Below are 19,644 nucleotides of genomic sequence, written 5' to 3' on the forward strand. Positions count from 1 at the left end.
TTTTGCTTGGGCCAATAAACGCTGTACAAGCTCAAACTATCCAAAGTAAAGCACTTTAGTTACCACCTTTCAAACCAACCTGCCGTCAAAAAGTGTCCAACCTGATGTCTCTTCAAACCCAGTAACAAAAACAATTAACATTCGCATTTGAATGATAATTATCAAGGTTACAAGCTAGCCATTCGCTTATAGTGCTAACAACAACCCAAGGTAAGGAAACCTAATGACATACAGCCTTTTGCTGCTCGCCCACCTCATCGCAGCAACTATTTGGACCGGCGGACATATCGTGCTTTGCTTGGTGATATTACCCAAAGTATTAAGAGCTAAATCACCAGAAATGCTGCTAGATTTTGAGCAAGCTTTTGAAAAGGTAGGAATGCCAGCGTTAATTATTCAAGTGATTACCGGGCTTTTGCTAGCTTACCATTGGCTCCCCGATGTGAGCCTTTGGTTTAGCATGAATAACCCAATAAGCCACGGCATTGCCGGTAAACTACTATTATTGGCTTTAACCTTTGGTTTAGCCTTAGATGCCAAATTGCGCGTTTTACCTAAACTATCCAGCAATAACTTGTGGGATATGGCCTTGCATATCATCGCTGTTACTTTTCTCAGTGTTGGCTTTGTTGCCCTTGGCCTTTCTTTCCGATTAGCTTGGTTTGCTTAAGCTTTTGTATCGGCAACTAAGGCTTCTAAATAGTTTAACCAGCGCTCGCTTTGCGAGCTTTGTTCAAGGTTATGCGCACGTTGAGCAGCAGCGTAAGCCTGTGAGTAATCTTTAGTCTCTAAGTAAATCTCAGCCAATAATAGCTGCGATTTAGCTTGTTGTTCTTGCGGATCAGCTAGTTTTAAAGCCTCAATAGCTTGAGTATATTGATTGCTCAATAACAACACCTGAGCATACTGCAGATTGTACTCTGGCTTATGCTCAGCAAGCAGTTGCCAATAGTTCGCTGACTTTTGCCATTCTCTTGCTTGCTGCCAAAGTTGCGCTTGGCGAAGTAATAGTGCCGCATCAGAATCCGCATCAGCCAGTTGCGCGTAACTCAAAGCTGCTTTTTCTGGCACTCTCAGATACGCATATAGCTGAGCTTTATGGCGTAACAAGCTCTCCCCTAAGGCTAATCCCGAACGCTCTGCAGAAACCAAGGTGGCTAAGGCTTTTTGATGTTGCTGGGTTTGGCTGTACAAAGCACTTAGTTGTTGCCACCAACGCAGCGTTTCTGGCTCTAACACCAGTAAAGCTTGATTGGTGATGATCGCCGCTTTTAACTGCTTTAACTGCACTTGAGCGATAAAACGCATACTTAGATTGTTTTTATCTAACACTTGCAGCTGTTCTAACGCGGCTAAATGATCTAACACCGCTTGCCAGTTTTGTTGTTGATAATTAGCGTAAGCTAAATTAGCGCGTAAATTAAGCGTTTGTGAGGGACTAATATCAAGCTCTAACTCCGGTTGCTGAACTTGAGTCAGCAATATCTCAAAATGGCTTAATGCCTCATCAATATGTTGCTCGCTAAGTAGTATTTCGGCCAGCATGTTTCGCGTTTCCCAAGCCTGTTGTGGGGGAAACGCTTGCAAGTTCACAGCCTCTACCAGTTTTGCTTTAGATAACGCTACCTGCTCGTCTTGCCAATAATAAATCCCCAACATTCTAGCTATGTAAGCTTGGTCATATTTAGCGCTGGGCTTGAGTTGTTCTAACTGAGAAATGGCTTTAGCGAGTTCGCCATCTTGTTGCAATTGAAATACTCGTTGCACCCGTTCTGCCGTATTCCGACTTAATTCTTGAGCAAATAGCGGCCCAGAACTTAGCCCGCAAAACATTAAAGTAGCCAATAAGATCCTAATCATCTGCAGCTGGGACCTCAAAATCAATAATAACAGTATGATCTGTAATTTTTGTAGCTTTACCATTTACCATTTGTGGTTGGTACTTCCATCGCGACAACGCTTTGTATGCTTCGCGTTCAAACACGCCTTTGGGTTTGGCATCTAAGACCTTAATATCTGTTACACGCCCAGCCTCATTGATAGTGATACTGAACTTCACATAGCCTTCAATATTACGTCGTTTAGCCCGCTCTGGATATTTAGGCTCTATCCGATGCAATGGCAAAATGTCTTGCTGTTGAACGTTGGCAACCATAGGTAAATTGGGTGCTGATAAGCTTAGTGCACTAACATTACTTTCAAAGTTAATGCTTGGCATCGCTAAAGTATTAAGTTGTTGGTCGTTACTAGACGCTTGCTCAGGTGCACTGGTAGCGCTTGAACTTGGCGCTTCCGGCATCGGTTCTGGCGGCTCAGGTAAGCGGCGCTGTCTACGCTGGGCAATGCTTTCAGGCTGTTGCAGCTGAATAAACAAATTCGGCTTCGCTGAATTATTTTCCGGCAAACTGCGTTGAAAATGCACCATAGAGTTCATCGCTACAAACAGACTAATAGCTAACAACACCGCTAAGGGGCTGATTAACAACAAACGCAGCATTATGGCGCCTCGGTGGCCAAAGCGATGTCTTGAATACCGGCAGCTTTAGCGCCATCCATCACTTTTACTACTGTGCCATTATAGGCATGTTTATCGGCCTGAATAACCAGCTTGGCGCTAGGTTGTTCTAACAGTAAATGCTCCAAATTAGCTTGAACTCGCTCTACGTCAATCATGCGTTGATCGATAAAGATCCGGTTTTGCGCATCCACTGCGACAAAAATTCCAGGGCTAGCTTGAGCAACCGCATTACTCGCCTGCGGCCTTTGCACTTCCATGCCCGACTCTCTAACAAATGAGCTAGTCACAATGAAGAAAATCAACATTATGAATACAATATCCAACATCGACGTAAGGTCGACTTGTGCTTCTTCGTGCTGTTGCCTGCGATGACCTAATCTCATCGACGACTCCTTAAAAGCTTTTCTAAATGTAGCTGTTTACGCTGGCTTAACCGCGATAAACGTGAATAGATAAACATGCTGGTAAGGGCTGCGACCATGCCAGCCATGGTAGGTAGTGTTGCTCTAGCAATGCCTGCTGCCATTAATCGCGGATCGGCATTACCTTGGCTAGCCATGGTATCAAATACCACGATCATCCCGGTTACCGTGCCCAGTAAACCTAACATTGGGCAAAGTGCCACCAGCAGTTTCAAGAGATTAAAATTTCTTTTCAAAGCGTTTTCTGCTTCGCTCAACCAAGCGTTACGCTGCCACAAGGCCAGCCAAGAATGCTGCTCTTCACGGGCATCCCAGCGAGACTTCCAGACGTTTTGCAAGCGCGGAAAATCCCACACTATAAACAGCAAACGCTCTAAACTAAGTAACCAAAAACCAGCTACCACGGCAACTAAGGCCCAAAGTACCGGCCCGCCCCGCAGCATAAACTCGTTAATATTGGCCCAGTCAGGTAGCTGGTTGATTAACTCAAGCAGCATTGTTACTTACGGCCTTTAAGCTATGGTTTGCCTCTGCCCGCTGAGCAACCAATCCCAAGCTTTGCTTCTCGAGTATGTTACGAATAGCCTCGGCTTGTGCATGCAATACATTGTGCGAGAACAACAAAGGCATGGCAGAAATAAGCCCAAGAACAGTTGTCACCAAGGCCGTCGAGATGCCACTTGCCATTACTTTTGGATCGGCATTGCCAAACTGAGTAATCACCTGGAACGTTTCAATCATTCCAGTTACTGTACCCAATAACCCCAACATTGGTGCTAGCGCTGCAAGTAATTTAATCATGCTTAACCCACGCTCTAGTTGCTGCTGCTCATCTACAATTTGTTCAAGTAAACGCAACTCTATTGCTTCTACAGCTTGGTCTTGGTCGGCTTTGTAAGCCTGTAATATTCGGCCTAAAGGATTGTCTTTTGGATTAGCAGGTTGCTTCAGCTGAGCCCTAATTTGACTGCGAATGATGAGTAAACGAACACCTCGATATAAGGCAATCAGCATTCCTAATGCAAACAATAGTGCGATAACTTTGCCCACTACCCCACCATGGGCAAAACGCTGAGCTAAAGTCGGTTGCTCGGCCAATTGTTGCAACAAACCTCCATGGCTTGGATCCAAGCTCACAAACTTGCCCGGTGCTTGCTGCAGTTCTGTGGCCGTAGGCGCTAATTCAGGCTGCACAATAAAAGACTTAGCTTGCTCACCACCCCAGCGAGCATAACCTTGCTCGTTAACCAAACCAAAACCGCCTAAACGCCAAAACCCCTGCTGCTGTAACTGCCCTTGATTATCAAAATAAGGCAATTGCAAGTGTTCGATACGGCCACTAGCTTGGATGGTGCTATCAAATGCTTGCCACAAACCTTCTAGTTCAGTCATAGAGGGCAGCGCGCGCGCTTGCTCTATTTGATCTAAGGTGGATAACACCTCTGGCTGATTTGCCACAAATGCGCTGGTTTGTAACTCTAGTTTGAGCTCTTTAGCGGCTTGCCTCACTACACCAAACAACTCGCCCAAACTACCCGACGCTAAATGTAGCTCGGTTTCTAATTCAGCTAGTTTTTTTTCATTGTCAGTGAAGCTATCACTTAAACTATCTGTATCCTTTTGTAAGGCATCACGCTCGGCCAATAAAGCTTGCTGGCGCGCTTTAAGCTGCGCTAGTTCTTGCTCAAAACCTTGCTCTCTTACTTGGTTATGCTGTAACTCTTGCTGCTTAGCTTGTTGCGTGGTGCTTAGTAAAGTTTCTTCTGCCAAAGCGGCGCTGTTACTTAAAGCGAGCAGTGTTATCAATACAAATGGTTTCATTGATTAGCCTCCGCACTTAGCGCCAGTGGCAGCACTAATAAACTCGGTGCTGCGACTTTATTCGCTACATCAAAGGCTAAGCCTACATTGCTATGTTGCTTACTTTCGATAACTTGCCATTGCTGGCTATTTTGATGCCACGCCCAATACTGTTGATGATCTAAACTACGCGCGACCAAGCTCACTCTGCCTAGATTTAACAGCTCTACTTGGCGTGGGCCATCAAGCTCAATTTGCGCTTCGTAGCTGCCTAATTTCAAGCCATAATCCAATTCAATTTGATAGGCTTCTAATATCCGACGATACTTTTCTGAGTCGCTAACATCCGCTTGACTCATTAGCGTATTTAACTTTGCTAAGCGCTGCTGGCGAGCCTCAGTGCGGATCGGCAAATCTTGCTCGTGAAACTGGGCTAACCCCTCGAGCATCTGATACATAAGTGGCACTACTCCCAAGCGAGTTGAACCAATTTCATTGAGTTGTTCGTGTAAACTATGCTGCTCACTTTGCTGGCTTTCAACTAAGCGACTAAGGTGATTTTTGTATACCTTTAGTTGGCTCACTTCTCGCTCAAGCGCTTGAATCTCTGACGCTAAGGCCAAAGCCTGATCACTCGATTGGTCGATACGTTGTTGACTGTGTTTTGCTTGGTCAACAATCTCGCCTTCAATCTTGCGTGCTTGATCTAACTGCTCGGCTTGCGAGCCAAAGGAAATGCTTGTCATCAAACTGGCTGTTAACAACAACCATTTGACTCGAAGTAGATAACTAAACATGAATACTTCCAATCGTTTAATAGAACCAGCACTGATTAAGCGCTGGCAGCAATAGTAATACGCGCCGAGTGTAGCGTAATTAATTCTCATTTTCATTGATTAAGCTCTGGCCTGTCGCTGACCACGCACCAATAAGGCGATAAAATAAATACCACCAATAATTGATACCAAGGTTCCAGCAGCCACTTGGCTAGGATAAAAAATCCATTGGCTTATCAAATCTGCAAAAGACAACAATAAAGCCCCTACCAAGGCAGACACAATAATCTGTTGTTTAGCTAAACGCGCCCCTAGCATTACCGCAACATGTGGCGCTAGCAAACCCACAAATGCTACCGGCCCCATGGTAGCAGTTACCATGGCACACAGTAAGGCTACTCCCAGTAACATCAGCACATAAGCTTTGGGTACAGCGAGGCCTCTTGCTTGTGCAAACGAGCGACCAGCCGAAATCAAACTTAGCCAAGGGTGTAATACATACAAACCTAAAATTACCACAAAGCTTACTGCAGCTAAGCGTAATGCGGCTTCTGGGCTAACCCGATAGGTAGAACCTGCCAACCAAGCCAAAATCTCGTATATCTCTTGCTGACCACTGGCTAATGCGAAGTGGACTAAGCCTTCAATCAATGCCGCTAACGCAATACCACACAGAACCAGTTTGGCCGGAGAAAACTGCCGATAAGTGCTAAACAAAAACAATAGGGCTAATACAATGGTACTGCCTAATATAGCCACCCAGGGGGATGCGCTAAAAATACTGGCACCAGTGATAACGGTTAAGCCTACCAAACTCATGGTGGCCCCAGCAGAAACCCCTAATATGTCTGGACTAGCTAGAGGGTTAAAAATTAAACGTTGTAATACACACCCAGCCACCGCGAGCGCTGCACCAGCGGATACTGCAGTTAACCAGCGAGGCCAGCGTAATAACCAGTTGAATGCATCTGGGATCGCTAAGCTCCAACTTCCTGCATTATGCTGTCCCAGTAAAGAAAGCAAAGCAATAAAAGCAATAATAAAAGCAGCCAAGCCATAATAACGATTACGCCAACGCAATCTTGATTGAGGTAAGCTTAAAGAAAGCTGATCTTGCGCGCGTAACTGCCGCTGGCATAGCACTATAAGTATTGGCGCACCAACCAGTGCTGCTGCAATACCACTATGCACAACATCACCAATTTGCTCACTTAAGGCATTGGCTAATAAATCGGTGAATACTAATAGCAATGCACCAATAATGCAGCTCAACCATAGTTCATTAGTGGTTGTTCTTGCGCCTACGCGCCGCGCGATATTAGGGCTAATTAACCCAACAAAACTAATCACCCCTACAGCAGTAATACTGGCCGCCACTAACCACACACCCACTACCGATAGCAGCAAAAACATTGGCACTACATTTAAACCACGTGCCGCTGCGCCTTGCTGGCCAAGTTTAAGTAAACTCAGGACCCGCGGGGCTAATAGAAAAATCAAAATTGCTGGCAACAAACGAGGTGCCAACCAAAGCGGCCAAAACCAATCATTTTGCTCTAAATCGCCTGCCCCCCAAATAAACAAGTTGCTAGCAAATTGCTCATTCAGCAAAATGATTGCGGTGGCCACCGCCCCTAAAACAATGTTTACCGCCATACCGGCCAGCACCACTGGCAAGCCACTAAGGTTGCGTATACCGACAATGGCGATGACCAAAAACATGGCAAACATTGCACCAATCATCGCGGCCGCCGCACTTAAATCGGCAATATCAAGCGGCACCCATAAGTTAAGCATCACCAAGGCTAGCCAAGCCCCTGAAGAGGTTCCCATAGTTAGTGGAGACAACAGAGGGTTTTGAGTGAGCTGCTGCATTAAGCTGCCCACTAAGCCTAAACTTGCCCCAACCATTAAGGCCATGGTCATACGTGGCAACAGTGAGTAAAGGTACGCAAAATCTATAAATTGTTCCGGCTCAACACCGCCAATCAATTGCCATTGCCGCTGAAAAGCTAAATCGCTACCAAACACTAAGCTTAATACCAAACCAAGCAGCAGCGCACCAAGCGAGATGGAATACGCTTTAATCATTGAGGTGATAGTTCCAGTAAGCTTTTCGTTAAGGCTCGTGCGTTATATAACACCGACATAGCGCCGCCATAACTCCAGGTAGCTGCAACACTGCTTACTCGTTGATGTTTCACAAAAGGCATTGCTTGCCACAACCTAGAATTATCTAAGGCTTGATGATGGGCAAAAGGTTCAAAATACAACACCATGCCCTGCTCTACTTGGGCAAGTTCGGTAATGCGTTTTTTGGCCACGCCCCATTGGCTGCCTCGCTCTGGCATGGCAGAGCGAATACCTAAACGATTGAGAGCATGCACCGGAATAGAGTTTTCATCATAAAGATAAACAGAGCTGGTGCTGGCAAAACGAATAGCAGCAACTTCTGGCAACTCTCCACCATAAGCCTTAAGCAGCTGCAGGGAGAGTGAATCTAATTCTTGTTGGGTATCTGCCAAGCGTTGCTGAGCAAACTCTGTTTTATTCAATAACTGAGCGATTCGAAGGTAGTTCTCTACCACCGCTTCAGCGTTTTTGTGTTTAGCGCTGTAGTTTTGATAGAACAGCACTGGTGCAATGGCCGATAAACGCGCCATAAGATCTTTTTGTGGAGAAGCAATAAGAATAACGTCGGGCTTGAGTTCAGCCAGTAACGACAAATTTGGCTCGGTGCGTGTACCAATATCCACCGCACCTTGCGGTACCTTGGGTTGTACTACCCATTCTTGATAGCCACCAATGTCAGACATGGCAATGGGTGTAACCCCCAACTCCAGCACTTGCTCGGCAACATCCCAGTTAAGCGCGGCAACTCTTTGCGGGTGCGCACTCAATTTATGGGTTCCGAGGCTATCTTCAACAATAATGTCTGCCTTAGCTGCAGCCGTAAATAAGCAAAAAATTAAACTAATACGAGTGAGTGCTACAAACATACTGTTGCCACCTTGGTGTGATCTTGAGGGTGCTCAAGCAACTTAATATTGCTGGCAAATAAATCGGATAGCGTCGCTTCATTCTCCAACAAGCTTTTAGGGCCAGAAAACACCACCTTGCCGTGTTTTAAGGCAATAACATTGGTGGCGTAGCGCAAGGCCAAATTAAGTTCGTGAATAATTACCACCATGCCCTTTTGAGTTTGTTTATTGAGCGATTGAAGCAGCTCCATAAGCTGGTATTGATGGCTAATGTCTAAGGCTGAAGTCGGCTCATCAAGTACCAACAATGGCGACTGCTGCGCCAATAACATCGCAATAAATGCGCGCTGGCGCTCGCCGCCACTTAGCTCATCGACAAAGCTGTCCCGATATTCAACTAAATCGGTTTGTTCAATGGCCTGCTCAATTGCCTGATAGTCTTGAGGCTGCCAGCGGCCAAAACTTCCACGCCATGGAAAACGCCCCAGCTTGCAAAGCTCATGTACTGTCATACCTGCAACTTGCGGTAGTTGCTGAGGAAGATAAGCCACCAATTGCGCTAACTCGCGCGCTTTATAGCTAGCTAAGGTTTTGTTGTTAAGGCTTATCTCACCGCTATCTGGCGAAAACTGCTGGGTTAACAGATTGACCAAGGTAGATTTACCAGAGCCATTATGTCCAAGCACTACGGTAAAGGCGGTGGGATCTATGCTTAGTTCATCAATAGACAATATGCTTCTATTATCACGCTCAACGTTTATTTTGCTTAATTGATACATCTTTACTGTTCTGCCTTTTATTTCGGCTCGCATGGGCAGCCAACACAATAACTCCCCTGCTGTTTTTTATAGTCCATACAACAACTCACCCTCGCAACTTGCAGGCTACCTTGTGGGTCTTCAAATAATGTTGCTCGGGGTTCAAGAGGCAGTGCTAAATCTTGCAACCAATGTTGAAATTCATGCTCGACAAGTTCGGGCTTAATCACTTGCTGGCTAGCTTTTGCTCCACGCAACATCATATCCAATACCCCATCGGCGATATTTCGATAAGCGGTACTAGGGCTGATCCGAGCTACTTGGCTAAAATCTTTTAGCAGCTGATCCAGCAAAACGCGTAGAGATTGTGCAATTGATTTACGTAGTAAAGCAGCAGACTCAAATTGCTGCCAAAGCGCTAACTCGTTAGCTTCAAAACGATAACCAAATACATTGCCTAAATGATAACTCTGACTCAAACGAGATAAATCGGGGCTGGCTTGCACTTGGTAACAAGCAATCAAGGCAAGGCTAATAGGTTGCCAAGCCAACATGCTCCAACTGCGACTTTGCCAGTAGATTTTGCCCGCTTCTGGATGCTGTAACTGCCAAAACTGATACAGTTCACCCATGCTATCTACAGAGCCTTCACGCACCCATTGTTCGGCCGAATCTACAGGACTCAGAAACTCAAAAGCTGCAACAGCAAATTGTTGCAGCATTTGGTTATAGTGTTTATCGCTATTTACCGTCATTACTACTCGGAGCTAGCAATAATTTGCTAGCTCCGTAACCCTTATTTAGAAGCCCATTTTTAGTCGAGCGACAACTCGACGTTCATCGTTTGACCAGCAGTTTAGTGTGTCATAACAACTGTAAGACTCTTTATCAAACAAGTTGGTTACTGCTAACGATACCGCAGAGCTTTCTAACCCGCTGCCTAAGCGGCCAAGGCCATAGTTAACTGAAACGTCTGCCACTGTGTAGCCGTCTACCGTGCTGCTATTGGCTGCATCAATTTGAGTTTCACCAATGTAGCGCACACCACCACCTAGGGTTAAGCCGTCTAAGCTGCCACCAAAGAAGTGATAATTTGCCCATAAGTTGGCTAGTTGATCAGGAACCCATACCGGCGTTTTACCTTCTAAGCCTGAGTTATCTTTAGTGATCTCAACATTTTGATAGGTATAACTTGCGGTAAGATCCAGATTAGGCGTTGCCCACCAGCGACCTTCCGCTTCAAAACCTTTCGATACCGATTCACCAACCTGAATTTGGTGATGCGGAGCACCATCTGGGTCTTGAGTTAAGGCACCTTCTTTAGTGATATGGAATGCTGCTAAGTTAAGCATTTGGCTCATATCTGCTGAGTTGTACTTAATACCGCCTTCCCATTGGCTGCCAGTTGAAGGCTCAAAGGCATTACCGTCTTTGTCTGTTCCCGGCGTTGGCTCAAAGCTGTCGGCGTAGTTAATGTATGGCGAAATACCATTATCAAACTCGTACAAACCACCTAAACGGTAAGAGGTATTGTTTTGATCCACGCTGTCGGTGTAGTCACCAGCTAGGTGGTAAACACTGTCACTTTTGTATTGGTCAAAGCGAGCACCAGCCATAACAATTAGGCGGTCGATACGCATTTGGTCTTGAATATACACACCAGTTTGAGTGGTTTTGTAACTGTTAACTTGGTTATAACCATCTGGATTACCTTTGATGTAATCGTAAACCTCATTAGGGTTTAGTTGGTTATTGTCTGGTGCATAAATATCAATGGATGTTGTTGCTCCATCGTAGTATGTCACCTCAGACTTTAGCTGCTGCCAATCAAAGCCAATCAATAAGCTATGCTCAACCATACCCGTGGTGAAGTTACCGTTTAATTGCGTATCGGTAGTCCAACCTTTAGAGCTTTCATCCGTTAGGTATGCACGGCGGTAAACAGTGCGCCCGTCAGTTGGCTCTAGACCTACATTGTAAGTATTGTGCTGCAGTGCTTTTGCGTCTAAGTAACGGATAGCGTGCAACAAGGTCCAATTACTGTTGAACTCATGGTTAATTTTAAAACCATATAAGCCAAACTCGCGTTCAAACTTGTTCCAGTTTTCGTCACCAGTGAATAAGTTTTTCGACAGCTTACCATTTGGATTGTCTAACACCGTGCCATAAGCTGGCATGGTGGTGTAAATACCCGCATGAGGATCGTTCTGATAATAAGCATTTAGGTTAACCAGCGTTTTATCGCTCACATGCCAATCAATCGACGGAGCGATAAGGTAACGCTCTTGCTGAGAAGTATCGGCCATTCCATCTTGTTTAGTCGCTTTACCCAAGAAACGGTAAGCAACATTGCTGTCACCTATTTGACCGCGCGAATCAACTGTCGCTTCTAGTAGGTTATGACTACCTGATGCTACGCTTACATCGGTAGCACGCTCCATAGTTGGGCGCTTAGCAATAAGGTTAACCATACCACCTGGCGGCATTGCGCCGTAAAGCACCGAAGTAGGTCCTTTAAATACTTCTACCTGTTCTACCGCAAAGGCGTCAATTTGTGGTTGTAGATTCCAAGCATTGTATTGCAGCTGTAAACCATCGTAGTAGTTTTGATAGTTAGTAAAACCACGAATATTGAATAGATCTAGGCGATTAACTGCCCCACCGCGCAATTGAGTGTGCACACCAGGGGTGTAGCGAAGTGCCTCTGAAACCGAGTTTACTCCGCGTAAATCTAAGGTTTCGCGATCAATGGTTGAAATTGACTGCGGTGTTTCTTCCGGCAACAGTGCTGTTTTAGTTGCCGTATTACGGTAAGTCTTTCCTAGTACCGTTAGCTTTTCGTCTGCTTGTTTTTCGCTAATGGCGGCTTCTTCAGCCAAAGCTGGTGCACTCATTACAGAGGCCACCAGCATCGCAATGGGAGTGATTTTAGTATTAAACATGATCCGTTTGTTATCTCTTGTTAACGCAAAGCTAAATGCTACTGATAATGATTCTCATTTATAATTCTATACAGATCACATTTTAAAAACTTAACAATTTGGTGCAAATAACAAGATTTTTTGCATTACTTACAGCGAGATTGACTTAAATCATCATTTTTGAATAGGTAGGAAGTATTCCATTGTCGCGCTTGGTGACTGCGGTTGGTAGTTCTCGGGATAACATTCTAGCTCGTAGCCATCTACCCCTTGGTATTCAGATTCTGGCAACCATTGATGAATAAACCAATCGATAGTGGCCACCAAATCTTGAATAAGTCCGGTGTGGCTAACAATGGCATACAACTGCTGTGGCACATTCCAGCACTGTAGCTGTTCAGAGGCTTCGCTTAATTGCTGGCTACCCGCCAAGTAATTAAGTTTACCGCTAGCGTGAATATTTAGGGTGTCTACTACACCGGTTAATCCTTCACTTTGCATCGGATACAGCTGATGGAAACTGCGCCATAAAGAAGGAACTTTTAGCTTAAAATCTGCTTGGGGGGTATACAAATTATCTATTTGCCCCGCCACACCGTAGACCTTAAATGCAGGGCGACTCTCTATGCGAACCTCTATCATTCGTTGAGTTTGGCTACGCGGATTGTCCATTAGCACCATTGGGGCACTAATACCTTGGCGGTCACCGCGGCGTTTATACGCGCCGGGAGCGAGCCCAAAATGCTGTTTAAAGGCACGGCTAAAGCTTACTTCAGAATTAAAGCCATATTGCAGTGCGATGTCGGTTACTCGCATTTTGCCATCAAGTAACTGCTCTGCCGCTCGGCTCAACTTTTGTTCACGAACATACTTAGCCAAGTTTTTATTGGTGAGTTCCTGAAAAATACGTTGCAGCTGCCAGCGCGACCAACAGCTTTGCGCGGCTAAATCATGCACACTCATGCTTTGCTCAATATTCTGATGAATAAAAGCAAGCAAGCTGTTTATGCGATTAAGCTGCGGGGACAGGCGCGACAATATAGTTCCTTATACATTACCGAATAACTGACTATTGGTTGCCTAAAGGTAATACGATTTGCCTAAGCATTTCAACAACTGCCTACTTTTAACTTATTTAATTATAATGGCACAAGATTTTTATCTACCCTTCTGTGGCCGAGGCATCATTCAATAATGACCAAAAACCAACACTTAGCCACAGCCTCTATGAATGATTAGCTTAAGCTTCTATTCGTTCATTATTTGCAACAATGCTTCCCACTAACGGGCATTACTCCCAACTCATCGCTATGTAAAACTTTAACCAAGTTTTGAATTGAAACGGCAGTTAACTGCCACTCATTAAGTGAAGTGAGCGAGAGCAAAAGTGCAGCGTTATTGTTGAAGCAGGCATAAGCGCTAACAGCAATTTGCTCACAGGGGAGGAATAATGAAAATACTCTTTAATTTGTATGCCTTAACATTGGCACTAATTGCTATTTTTTGTGCGGTATTAATGACCGAGCCAGGCCAAACCATTGGTGTACCCAGAGACTGGGTTTTACACTATTTCCGCTATATGCCTTACTTTTGGGCAGCGCAAGCCATCGCACTAGGCATTTTATGGTGGGCAAACAGCAAGGGAAAATATTGGAAGCCGATGTGGATGGCGCTGTCTACTGCAGGAGTCGCCGTTACCTTTTGGGCGCAATCTTATGCCATGCCAACGGCTTTTCCAACAGAGCAGTTTTCCGCGCAATACTACTCGGTAGAGCAAGCTGACAAACTGATTCCTGAAGAAGACTCTCGGGTATACGTTGTTGAGCTGGGTGAGCAAAGCTATATCTTCCCACGCTATCACTTACAAGTACCGCACGTGGCTGGCTTTGAGCAAGATGGCACCGAATATGCCGTTACCTACTGCGGATTATCAAACCTGCCAATGGTGGTGGAAACTGATTATGGCTTGGGTGAGTCAAACCTACAGGTATTAGGCCAAGTACATAACAACCTTGTGTTTAAAGACATCAACAATGGTACTGCCATTCAGCAAATCACCATGCAGTCTGAGTTTACCGAGCACCAAACATCTGTGCTTCCTAATACCCAAATGGAGTGGGAGACAGCCAAAGCCTTGTACCCAGATGCTCAGGTCTACATTTATGGAATGGAACGCTTAATTGACGAAGTATTGTTGGGTTTATTCGAACAACCACTTAAGAACCAACGTAACATTGAAAACCCAGATTTCATCTTTGATACCTTGAATTTGGACGATACTCGCTTAAATCCAAAACTAGAAGTATTTGGCTACGACAATGGCAGCGAGCAAATTGCTATCGACCCAGGCTTTGCTAGAAATAACAATGGCTTTACCTTTGAGTTTGGCGGAGAAACCTTACAAATAGAAACCGATGGCGAAATTGTAAAGCTGCTTAATAGTGAAGGTAAACAAGTTGCAACTCATAACGGTGTTCACTACGGTATTTGGACGCAGTTCTTCCCCAACACCCTAGTACTTAGCTAAAAGCTTATCGCAGATTAACAACTAATGGCCGCACTAGCGGCCTTTTTCCCATTAAACATTTTGCTTTTTGTGTTTTGGCACGAATGGCTAGTAAAGTGTCGTTATCGGAAAAGATTTTGTCCTTTTCGGCTAATAAACTGGCTACATAAAATAACTACAGCAGCTAGGAACACAACATGACTTTGCAAACAAATAACGTCGCTTTAATCACTGGTGCTTCAGGTGGCATAGGCAAACAATTTGCTTACTTACATGCAGCAAAAGGCGGCGATTTAGTTCTTGTAGCGAGAAGTAAACAAAGCCTAGAAACACTAAAACTAGAGCTGGAGAATCAATATAAAGTATCAGTGACAGTTATAGCCCAAGATCTAGCCAAGCCCGATGCAGCAAAAACATTGTTCGAGCACACCGAAAGTTTAGGTATTCAGGTCGATGTGCTAATCAATAACGCAGGTTTTGGTGGTCATGGTAAGTTTCACGAGCGCGACCTCGCCGCCGAACAAGCAATGATGCAATTAAACATGGTGACCTTAACCGAGCTTAGCCATTTTTACTTGCAAGGTATGGTAGCCAGAAACAGAGGCAAAGTTCTTAACGTTTCTTCAACAGCATCAATGCTACCGGGGCCTTTACAAGCGGTGTATTACGCCAGCAAAGCATATGTCACCTCTTTTTCTCAAGCACTTGCAGAAGAAGTTTCAGATACAAACGTTACCGTTACCGTGCTGTGTCCAGGAACAGTAAACACTGGTTTTGTCGAAGCCGGCAACCTACAAGGTGTAGATGCTTGGAAAAATGCAGCGAGTGCTGAATCAGTAGCAAAATGTGGCTATCAAGCCATGGAAAAGGGTCAACTATTAGTAATTAACGAGGCTAGCTTACATTTTATGCTCAACTGGATTATTCCATTATTGCCACGTAAATTAGTATTAAAGCTATCTCGCCAAGCAATGGAAAAGACCGCATAAGATAAATGCTTAGGCTTAGTAAATTTAGCTAAGCCTTCCATTATGGAGAAACAATGAAACCTGCTTCAAAATTTCCGCTTCACCAAGGTTGGCAAGTAATGCTCGCCGACTTTGGCATTTCACCCAGTGAACTACTTCGAATTGCTAAACTGCCTGCAGATTTATTCACTCGAGAAGGCGCAATGCTTACCAGTAGCGAATACTTTCGGTTTTGGAATAGTTTGGACCAACTAGTTGGCGACAGGGACATAGCGCTATGTTTTGCTGATAGTTTTTGTGTTGAAGCTTTTGACCCGCCTATCTTTGCCAGCTTATGCAGCCCCAACTTTAAAGTAGCCTTAATGCGCCTGCAGCGGTTTAAACCGCTAATCGCACCGTTAAAGCTTGAAATAGAAACCGACCAAGAGCTTATTCGCTTAAGCTTACAGCCCTTAGATAAACAACAAAGTCTGTGTCGAAGTTTAGTATTAATGGAAGCGGTGTTTTTTACTCAACTACTCCGTACCGCAACAAGAAGACATATTCAGCCTCTAAGCGTTACTTGCCCTAAAGGCATTACCGCCGGCCAACAATACCAAGCATATTTTGGTGTTGCTGTGAGCTCTGGAGAAACGCTCAGTTTAGCTTTTCGCACCAGTGATACAGAGCAAGCATTTCTCGCCGAAAACAATGGTATGTGGAACATCTTTGAGCCTGAACTAAAAAAACGCTTATCTCAGATAGAAAGCAATGTAGCTACCGAACAAAGGGTTAAAAGTGCCCTGCTGGAGCTCATTCCCAGTGGTCAGGTTTCAATAGAAAACGTTGCCAGCGAGTTAGCAATGAGTAAACGTACCCTACAACGAAAACTCAGTGCCGAGCAGGTTAATTACCAAGGGGTGTTAAATCAAACAAGGCAAGAGTTAGCCGAGTTTTACTTAAGTCGAACGGTTATTTCAAGTTCCGAAGTATCTTTCTTACTCGGGTTTCATGAAGCAACGTCTTTTTATCGCGCCTTTGCCGCATGGACAGGCAGAACCCCCGAGCAATACCGCGAAAAACACAGTCCGCGGCATTAGCAGTCATTGTTGGCTTATATAGCCGCAGGTTTATTCACATGCAGCGCTTCTACAATATAGCGCTGCTCTGCTCCGCCACTCAGTTGGTTGAAGGGATAACAGGTGATTAGAGTTAAGCGATTATCATCACTGGGCGCCATAAACTGGGTATCACTTTGATGAGCAATTTGTGTATTCACCACTTGGTAAAGCAGTATTTCACCGTTCTTGGCTTCTACTTGTAATAAATCACCTTTGTTTACTGCGGCTAAATTAGCAAAATGGGTATCACGGTGCCCAGCAATAACAGTATTACCTACTTCGCCAATAGGAGCTCCGCTTAACACTAAGCCAGGACCAAAAGCCAAGGTTCTGCCCGATGCGCCAGCTAATACATAAACCGATTCAACCTGATGCTTAAAACCAATACTTTCTTGTTTGGTTACAAAGCTAAGTTTTGCAACTGGATAGGTATCGGCCCAGTGCCAAGGTTTATGTATTTGTTGGTCATCTAAGGTTTGCTGCCAAGCTTGAGCAATTAAAAACTGCGCCAAATATGCCTTCGCTTGAATATAAGCGCCGTGACCTAGTACCAAAATGCCTAGCAAAAATAGACTACATGGCACTGGATGTTTAGCTAAAAAACTAATGCTCATAATGTTCCCCAAAAGCAGTAAATTGTGAAAAGTAGAGATTTGAGTAGCCACCAGCTTGGTTAGCTGGTGGCTCTCTAGCTGCGTTTATGGTTTGAACTTAACGAGCCCTGCTAAAGGCTTTTCTCTAAGCATTAACATGGCAGCAATTAGCAGAACTAAACCGAACAAAATGTGTAATCGGCTTGCGGTTGAGGTTTGAGGCAAAGCGGCAGGAGCCTGCCAACCATGCGGCATTCCGCCATCTATCTGCTTATCTAAAACAGGCAGGTTTGTTGGCCTAGCAGGCGTTACATCTACGGCAACCAAACTGGTTTGCGAGCTCACTAGGTGATACTTAAGCGCCAGGGCAAGGACTTGTTTTTCTACCCTCTCCTCATATAGGTAGCGATTGCTAAGCTCTAAGGCTGCGATATAGTGGCGCGCCCACAGTAAATCTAGGCCAGCTGCTGGCTGCTTGGTTTGCAAATTAAGACTACGTTGCCAAAATTGCCCGCCAATATTGCCACTTACCACTAATTGCGGATGCGCGCCGCTGGGTAACTTAAGGCTAAGCATCAAAGGTTGCCCTAGGTACAAATCGGGAATGCTGCTTGGCCAATACTCTGGCACGGTGCCATCACTAAAGGCGAGCTGAACATCACTCACTACGGGGTGTGCAATCTGTTTAAATAAGCGGGTGACCTGCTGTTTAACCTCGCTCTGCTTGCCAATATAGGTGAATGTACCCTTGCCTATCTCAGCAGCCCTCTGCATGAAATGAGAATTTGGCGCAGAGCCAATGCCTATGGTGAATAAGCGATTATCTGCCAGGCGATTATCGATTAGCTCGAACAATGACTGTTCATCACTCACTGCACCATCAGTAATAAAAATCACTTGGCGTAAGGCGTTCGAGGCTGCCTGTTTGGGGTCACTGAGCGCAACATTTAAAGCAGAAAACATCTCGGTGCCGCCATTAGCACTTAAGCCATTAATAAAGCGGCGCGCTTTGGCTTTATTGCTAGCATTGGCGCTAACTGCATTGTGCTTAAAACGACGATAGTTTGAATTAAACTCGATAATATTAAAGTAATCCCCTGCTGCTAATCCAGACAGGGCTTCATGCAAGGCCTCACGCGCTTGAATCATTGATTCTCCCGACATTGAGCCCGAGGTATCAATCACTAAAATCAATTCTCTGGGAATATCGATAATATCGGCAGGCTTGCCTTGTGGTGGCATCAGCATTAACAAGGCGTAATCGTCTTTGGCAGGCAATTGAGTGCTTGAGTGAGTTAAACCGGTTTGACTATACAAGGCTGCCTCTGGTCGACTGCCCACTATGGGTCGCCACTTTAAAACAAAGTCACGATTGGCTTTGCTATCGAGCAAGCTTATGTCGATGGTGCCGTCACTGCGAATGCTCTTTTCTATTGGGTGATAAAGGCTCTCTATGGTTTCGAGCTCAAAGCCACTATTTAGGGCTATATGCAAATCTACCTTGAGTGAGGGTTGGCTTCCAGCCTGCGCATATTGGCGAGCGCTATGGCGCAATAGCTGATAAGCCTGGTTAAATTCACTACTGTTATTTTCTTGTTGATATGGCTCCTGCAGCAAACTGGCTAAAGACAAAGGCATTTCGCTTTCATCGGCCAGCGTTCTTCTAACTTGGTCTTTGAAAATTTGCGGGCTGTAACGTGGATTCACCACCATAGGAAAACGTAAGCTAAATTCGCCATCTTCATAGCTGAGTTGCTGCTGATACGATATCTTCACCACCAAGCTTTGGTTTGGCCCTAAATTAGCTACTGCAGTGGTAAAAATATTTGGTCGCAGCTGCTCAAGCAAACTAGCGCGCTTGCCCTGCTTTTTGGCTGTGTCGAAAGTACGTTTGGCTTGTTTCTTTTCTTGAATCTGCCCTTCAATAACGCGCTCTCCTACCACCAGCTGCATCTGATCGACCGCGGCATTATTGGGTAAAGGAAACATATAAGTGCCGTTTACCCACTGCTCACTATCATTAACAAAAGTTTGGCTCAAAGTAACCCTATTGGTCATGCCAGAGACTTGCATGTTTACCTCTGTAGATAAAGGCAAACTGTACTGGCGCTGCCCGTTGCTATCGAAATACACCAAGCTGGCTTGCTCAGATTGTTCAACAACATCTCGCTCCGTGTGCAGTGCAGCTTGGCTGGGCGACACGAAGGCCGCCCATAATATGATGAATGCGCCGCCAAAAGAGACGCTATAGCAAAAGCGGGTACTGATTTTCAGTAGATCTATTTTCATAACGCTATCTCC

18 protein-coding genes are annotated in these 19,644 nt (G+C 45.0%); 4 read left to right on the forward strand and 14 right to left on the reverse strand.

The features are described 5' to 3' along the window. Positions 1-223: 223 nt before the first annotated feature. Positions 224-670, forward strand: a complete 447-nt coding sequence (locus LQZ07_RS15170) for a copper resistance protein CopD (protein ID WP_152780998.1) — start codon at positions 224-226, stop codon at positions 668-670. Here LQZ07_RS15170 and LQZ07_RS15175 read toward each other — a convergent pair. From LQZ07_RS15175 to LQZ07_RS15230, 12 genes are all read right to left on the reverse strand, one after another. Further along, positions 667-1,860, reverse strand: coding sequence for a hypothetical protein (locus LQZ07_RS15175; RefSeq protein ID WP_152781000.1), 1,194 nt, complete (start codon positions 1,858-1,860; stop codon positions 667-669). The genes LQZ07_RS15170 and LQZ07_RS15175 overlap by 4 nt on opposite strands. Further along, a complete protein-coding gene (locus LQZ07_RS15180) occupies positions 1,853-2,497 on the reverse strand; it encodes an energy transducer TonB (protein WP_152781002.1) in 645 nt (214 codons plus the stop codon). The genes LQZ07_RS15175 and LQZ07_RS15180 overlap by 8 nt, the downstream gene beginning before the upstream one ends. Further along, positions 2,497-2,901, reverse strand: a complete 405-nt coding sequence (locus LQZ07_RS15185; RefSeq protein WP_152781004.1) for a biopolymer transporter ExbD — start codon at positions 2,899-2,901, stop codon at positions 2,497-2,499. Before LQZ07_RS15185 ends, LQZ07_RS15180 begins: the two co-directional genes overlap by 1 nt. Beyond that, positions 2,898-3,437 carry a MotA/TolQ/ExbB proton channel family protein gene (locus tag LQZ07_RS15190; RefSeq protein WP_152781006.1) on the reverse strand — a complete coding sequence of 180 codons (540 nt, stop codon included), beginning with the start codon at positions 3,435-3,437 and terminating at the stop codon, positions 2,898-2,900. The genes LQZ07_RS15185 and LQZ07_RS15190 overlap by 4 nt, the downstream gene beginning before the upstream one ends. Next, a complete protein-coding gene (locus LQZ07_RS15195) occupies positions 3,427-4,761 on the reverse strand; it encodes a MotA/TolQ/ExbB proton channel family protein (protein WP_152781007.1) in 1,335 nt (444 codons plus the stop codon). The genes LQZ07_RS15190 and LQZ07_RS15195 overlap by 11 nt, the downstream gene beginning before the upstream one ends. Then, positions 4,758-5,537, reverse strand: coding sequence for a DUF3450 domain-containing protein (locus tag LQZ07_RS15200; RefSeq protein ID WP_152781009.1), 780 nt, complete (start codon positions 5,535-5,537; stop codon positions 4,758-4,760). Before LQZ07_RS15200 ends, LQZ07_RS15195 begins: the two co-directional genes overlap by 4 nt. Before the next feature lie 99 nt (positions 5,538-5,636). Further along, a complete protein-coding gene (gene fhuB, locus LQZ07_RS15205; protein WP_152781011.1) occupies positions 5,637-7,607 on the reverse strand; it encodes a Fe(3+)-hydroxamate ABC transporter permease FhuB in 1,971 nt (656 codons plus the stop codon). Further along, positions 7,604-8,515 (reverse strand): iron-siderophore ABC transporter substrate-binding protein, encoded by a 912-nt coding sequence (locus tag LQZ07_RS15210; protein WP_152781013.1) that lies wholly within the window; start codon positions 8,513-8,515, stop codon positions 7,604-7,606. The genes fhuB and LQZ07_RS15210 overlap by 4 nt, the downstream gene beginning before the upstream one ends. Then, complete coding sequence (locus tag LQZ07_RS15215) at positions 8,506-9,309, reverse strand: ABC transporter ATP-binding protein (protein ID WP_227981205.1); 804 nt, start codon at positions 9,307-9,309, stop codon at positions 8,506-8,508. Before LQZ07_RS15215 ends, LQZ07_RS15210 begins: the two co-directional genes overlap by 10 nt. Next, the gene (locus LQZ07_RS15220; protein ID WP_152781015.1) at positions 9,294-10,010 is read right to left on the reverse strand and encodes a siderophore ferric iron reductase; all 717 of its coding nucleotides are present in this window, start codon (positions 10,008-10,010) and stop codon (positions 9,294-9,296) included. Before LQZ07_RS15220 ends, LQZ07_RS15215 begins: the two co-directional genes overlap by 16 nt. 45 nt (positions 10,011-10,055) lie before the next feature. Next, positions 10,056-12,197, reverse strand: a complete 2,142-nt coding sequence (locus tag LQZ07_RS15225) for a TonB-dependent siderophore receptor (RefSeq protein ID WP_152781017.1) — start codon at positions 12,195-12,197, stop codon at positions 10,056-10,058. A 153-nt stretch (positions 12,198-12,350) separates the two neighbouring features. Next, positions 12,351-13,214, reverse strand: a complete 864-nt coding sequence (locus LQZ07_RS15230) for an AraC family transcriptional regulator (RefSeq protein ID WP_152781019.1) — start codon at positions 13,212-13,214, stop codon at positions 12,351-12,353. A gap of 412 nt (positions 13,215-13,626) precedes the next feature. Between LQZ07_RS15230 and LQZ07_RS15235 the strand changes: the two genes are divergently transcribed. From LQZ07_RS15235 to LQZ07_RS15245, 3 genes are all read left to right on the forward strand, one after another. Then, complete coding sequence (locus LQZ07_RS15235) at positions 13,627-14,703, forward strand: DUF3179 domain-containing (seleno)protein (RefSeq protein WP_152781021.1); 1,077 nt, start codon at positions 13,627-13,629, stop codon at positions 14,701-14,703. Between the two features lie 176 nt (positions 14,704-14,879). Further along, a complete protein-coding gene (locus LQZ07_RS15240) occupies positions 14,880-15,671 on the forward strand; it encodes an SDR family oxidoreductase (protein WP_152781023.1) in 792 nt (263 codons plus the stop codon). A gap of 53 nt (positions 15,672-15,724) precedes the next feature. Next, complete coding sequence (locus LQZ07_RS15245; RefSeq protein ID WP_152781025.1) at positions 15,725-16,729, forward strand: AraC family transcriptional regulator; 1,005 nt, start codon at positions 15,725-15,727, stop codon at positions 16,727-16,729. A 14-nt stretch (positions 16,730-16,743) separates the two neighbouring features. Here the strand turns inward: LQZ07_RS15245 and LQZ07_RS15250 are convergent, their stop codons facing one another. After that, complete coding sequence (locus LQZ07_RS15250; RefSeq protein WP_152781027.1) at positions 16,744-17,364, reverse strand: class GN sortase; 621 nt, start codon at positions 17,362-17,364, stop codon at positions 16,744-16,746. Between the two features lie 84 nt (positions 17,365-17,448). Then, positions 17,449-19,632 carry a marine proteobacterial sortase target protein gene (locus LQZ07_RS15255; protein WP_194164087.1) on the reverse strand — a complete coding sequence of 728 codons (2,184 nt, stop codon included), beginning with the start codon at positions 19,630-19,632 and terminating at the stop codon, positions 17,449-17,451. Positions 19,633-19,644 lie beyond the last annotated feature (12 nt).

It is taken from the genome of Agarivorans sp. B2Z047 (assembly GCF_023373605.1).
Lineage (GTDB): Bacteria > Pseudomonadota > Gammaproteobacteria > Enterobacterales > Celerinatantimonadaceae > Agarivorans > Agarivorans albus.

What these genes read in the sequence shown, in the direction of transcription:
- LQZ07_RS15175 (WP_152781000.1), bottom strand. Translation starts at nt 1,860, where the DNA reads ATGATTAGGATCTTATTGGCTACTTTAATGTTTTGCGGGCTAAGTTCT.
- LQZ07_RS15170 (WP_152780998.1), top strand. Translation starts at nt 224, where the DNA reads ATGACATACAGCCTTTTGCTGCTCGCCCACCTCATCGCAGCAACTATT.
- fhuB (WP_152781011.1), bottom strand. Translation starts at nt 7,607, where the DNA reads ATGATTAAAGCGTATTCCATCTCGCTTGGTGCGCTGCTGCTTGGTTTG.
- LQZ07_RS15210 (WP_152781013.1), bottom strand. Translation starts at nt 8,515, where the DNA reads ATGTTTGTAGCACTCACTCGTATTAGTTTAATTTTTTGCTTATTTACG.
- LQZ07_RS15200 (WP_152781009.1), bottom strand. Translation starts at nt 5,537, where the DNA reads ATGTTTAGTTATCTACTTCGAGTCAAATGGTTGTTGTTAACAGCCAGT.
- LQZ07_RS15250 (WP_152781027.1), bottom strand. Translation starts at nt 17,364, where the DNA reads ATGAGCATTAGTTTTTTAGCTAAACATCCAGTGCCATGTAGTCTATTT.
- LQZ07_RS15180 (WP_152781002.1), bottom strand. Translation starts at nt 2,497, where the DNA reads ATGCTGCGTTTGTTGTTAATCAGCCCCTTAGCGGTGTTGTTAGCTATT.
- LQZ07_RS15220 (WP_152781015.1), bottom strand. Translation starts at nt 10,010, where the DNA reads ATGACGGTAAATAGCGATAAACACTATAACCAAATGCTGCAACAATTT.
- LQZ07_RS15225 (WP_152781017.1), bottom strand. Translation starts at nt 12,197, where the DNA reads ATGTTTAATACTAAAATCACTCCCATTGCGATGCTGGTGGCCTCTGTA.
- LQZ07_RS15255 (WP_194164087.1), bottom strand. Translation starts at nt 19,632, where the DNA reads ATGAAAATAGATCTACTGAAAATCAGTACCCGCTTTTGCTATAGCGTC.
- LQZ07_RS15185 (WP_152781004.1), bottom strand. Translation starts at nt 2,901, where the DNA reads ATGAGATTAGGTCATCGCAGGCAACAGCACGAAGAAGCACAAGTCGAC.
- LQZ07_RS15240 (WP_152781023.1), top strand. Translation starts at nt 14,880, where the DNA reads ATGACTTTGCAAACAAATAACGTCGCTTTAATCACTGGTGCTTCAGGT.
- LQZ07_RS15245 (WP_152781025.1), top strand. Translation starts at nt 15,725, where the DNA reads ATGAAACCTGCTTCAAAATTTCCGCTTCACCAAGGTTGGCAAGTAATG.
- LQZ07_RS15215 (WP_227981205.1), bottom strand. Translation starts at nt 9,309, where the DNA reads ATGCGAGCCGAAATAAAAGGCAGAACAGTAAAGATGTATCAATTAAGC.
- LQZ07_RS15195 (WP_152781007.1), bottom strand. Translation starts at nt 4,761, where the DNA reads ATGAAACCATTTGTATTGATAACACTGCTCGCTTTAAGTAACAGCGCC.
- LQZ07_RS15235 (WP_152781021.1), top strand. Translation starts at nt 13,627, where the DNA reads ATGAAAATACTCTTTAATTTGTATGCCTTAACATTGGCACTAATTGCT.
- LQZ07_RS15190 (WP_152781006.1), bottom strand. Translation starts at nt 3,437, where the DNA reads ATGCTGCTTGAGTTAATCAACCAGCTACCTGACTGGGCCAATATTAAC.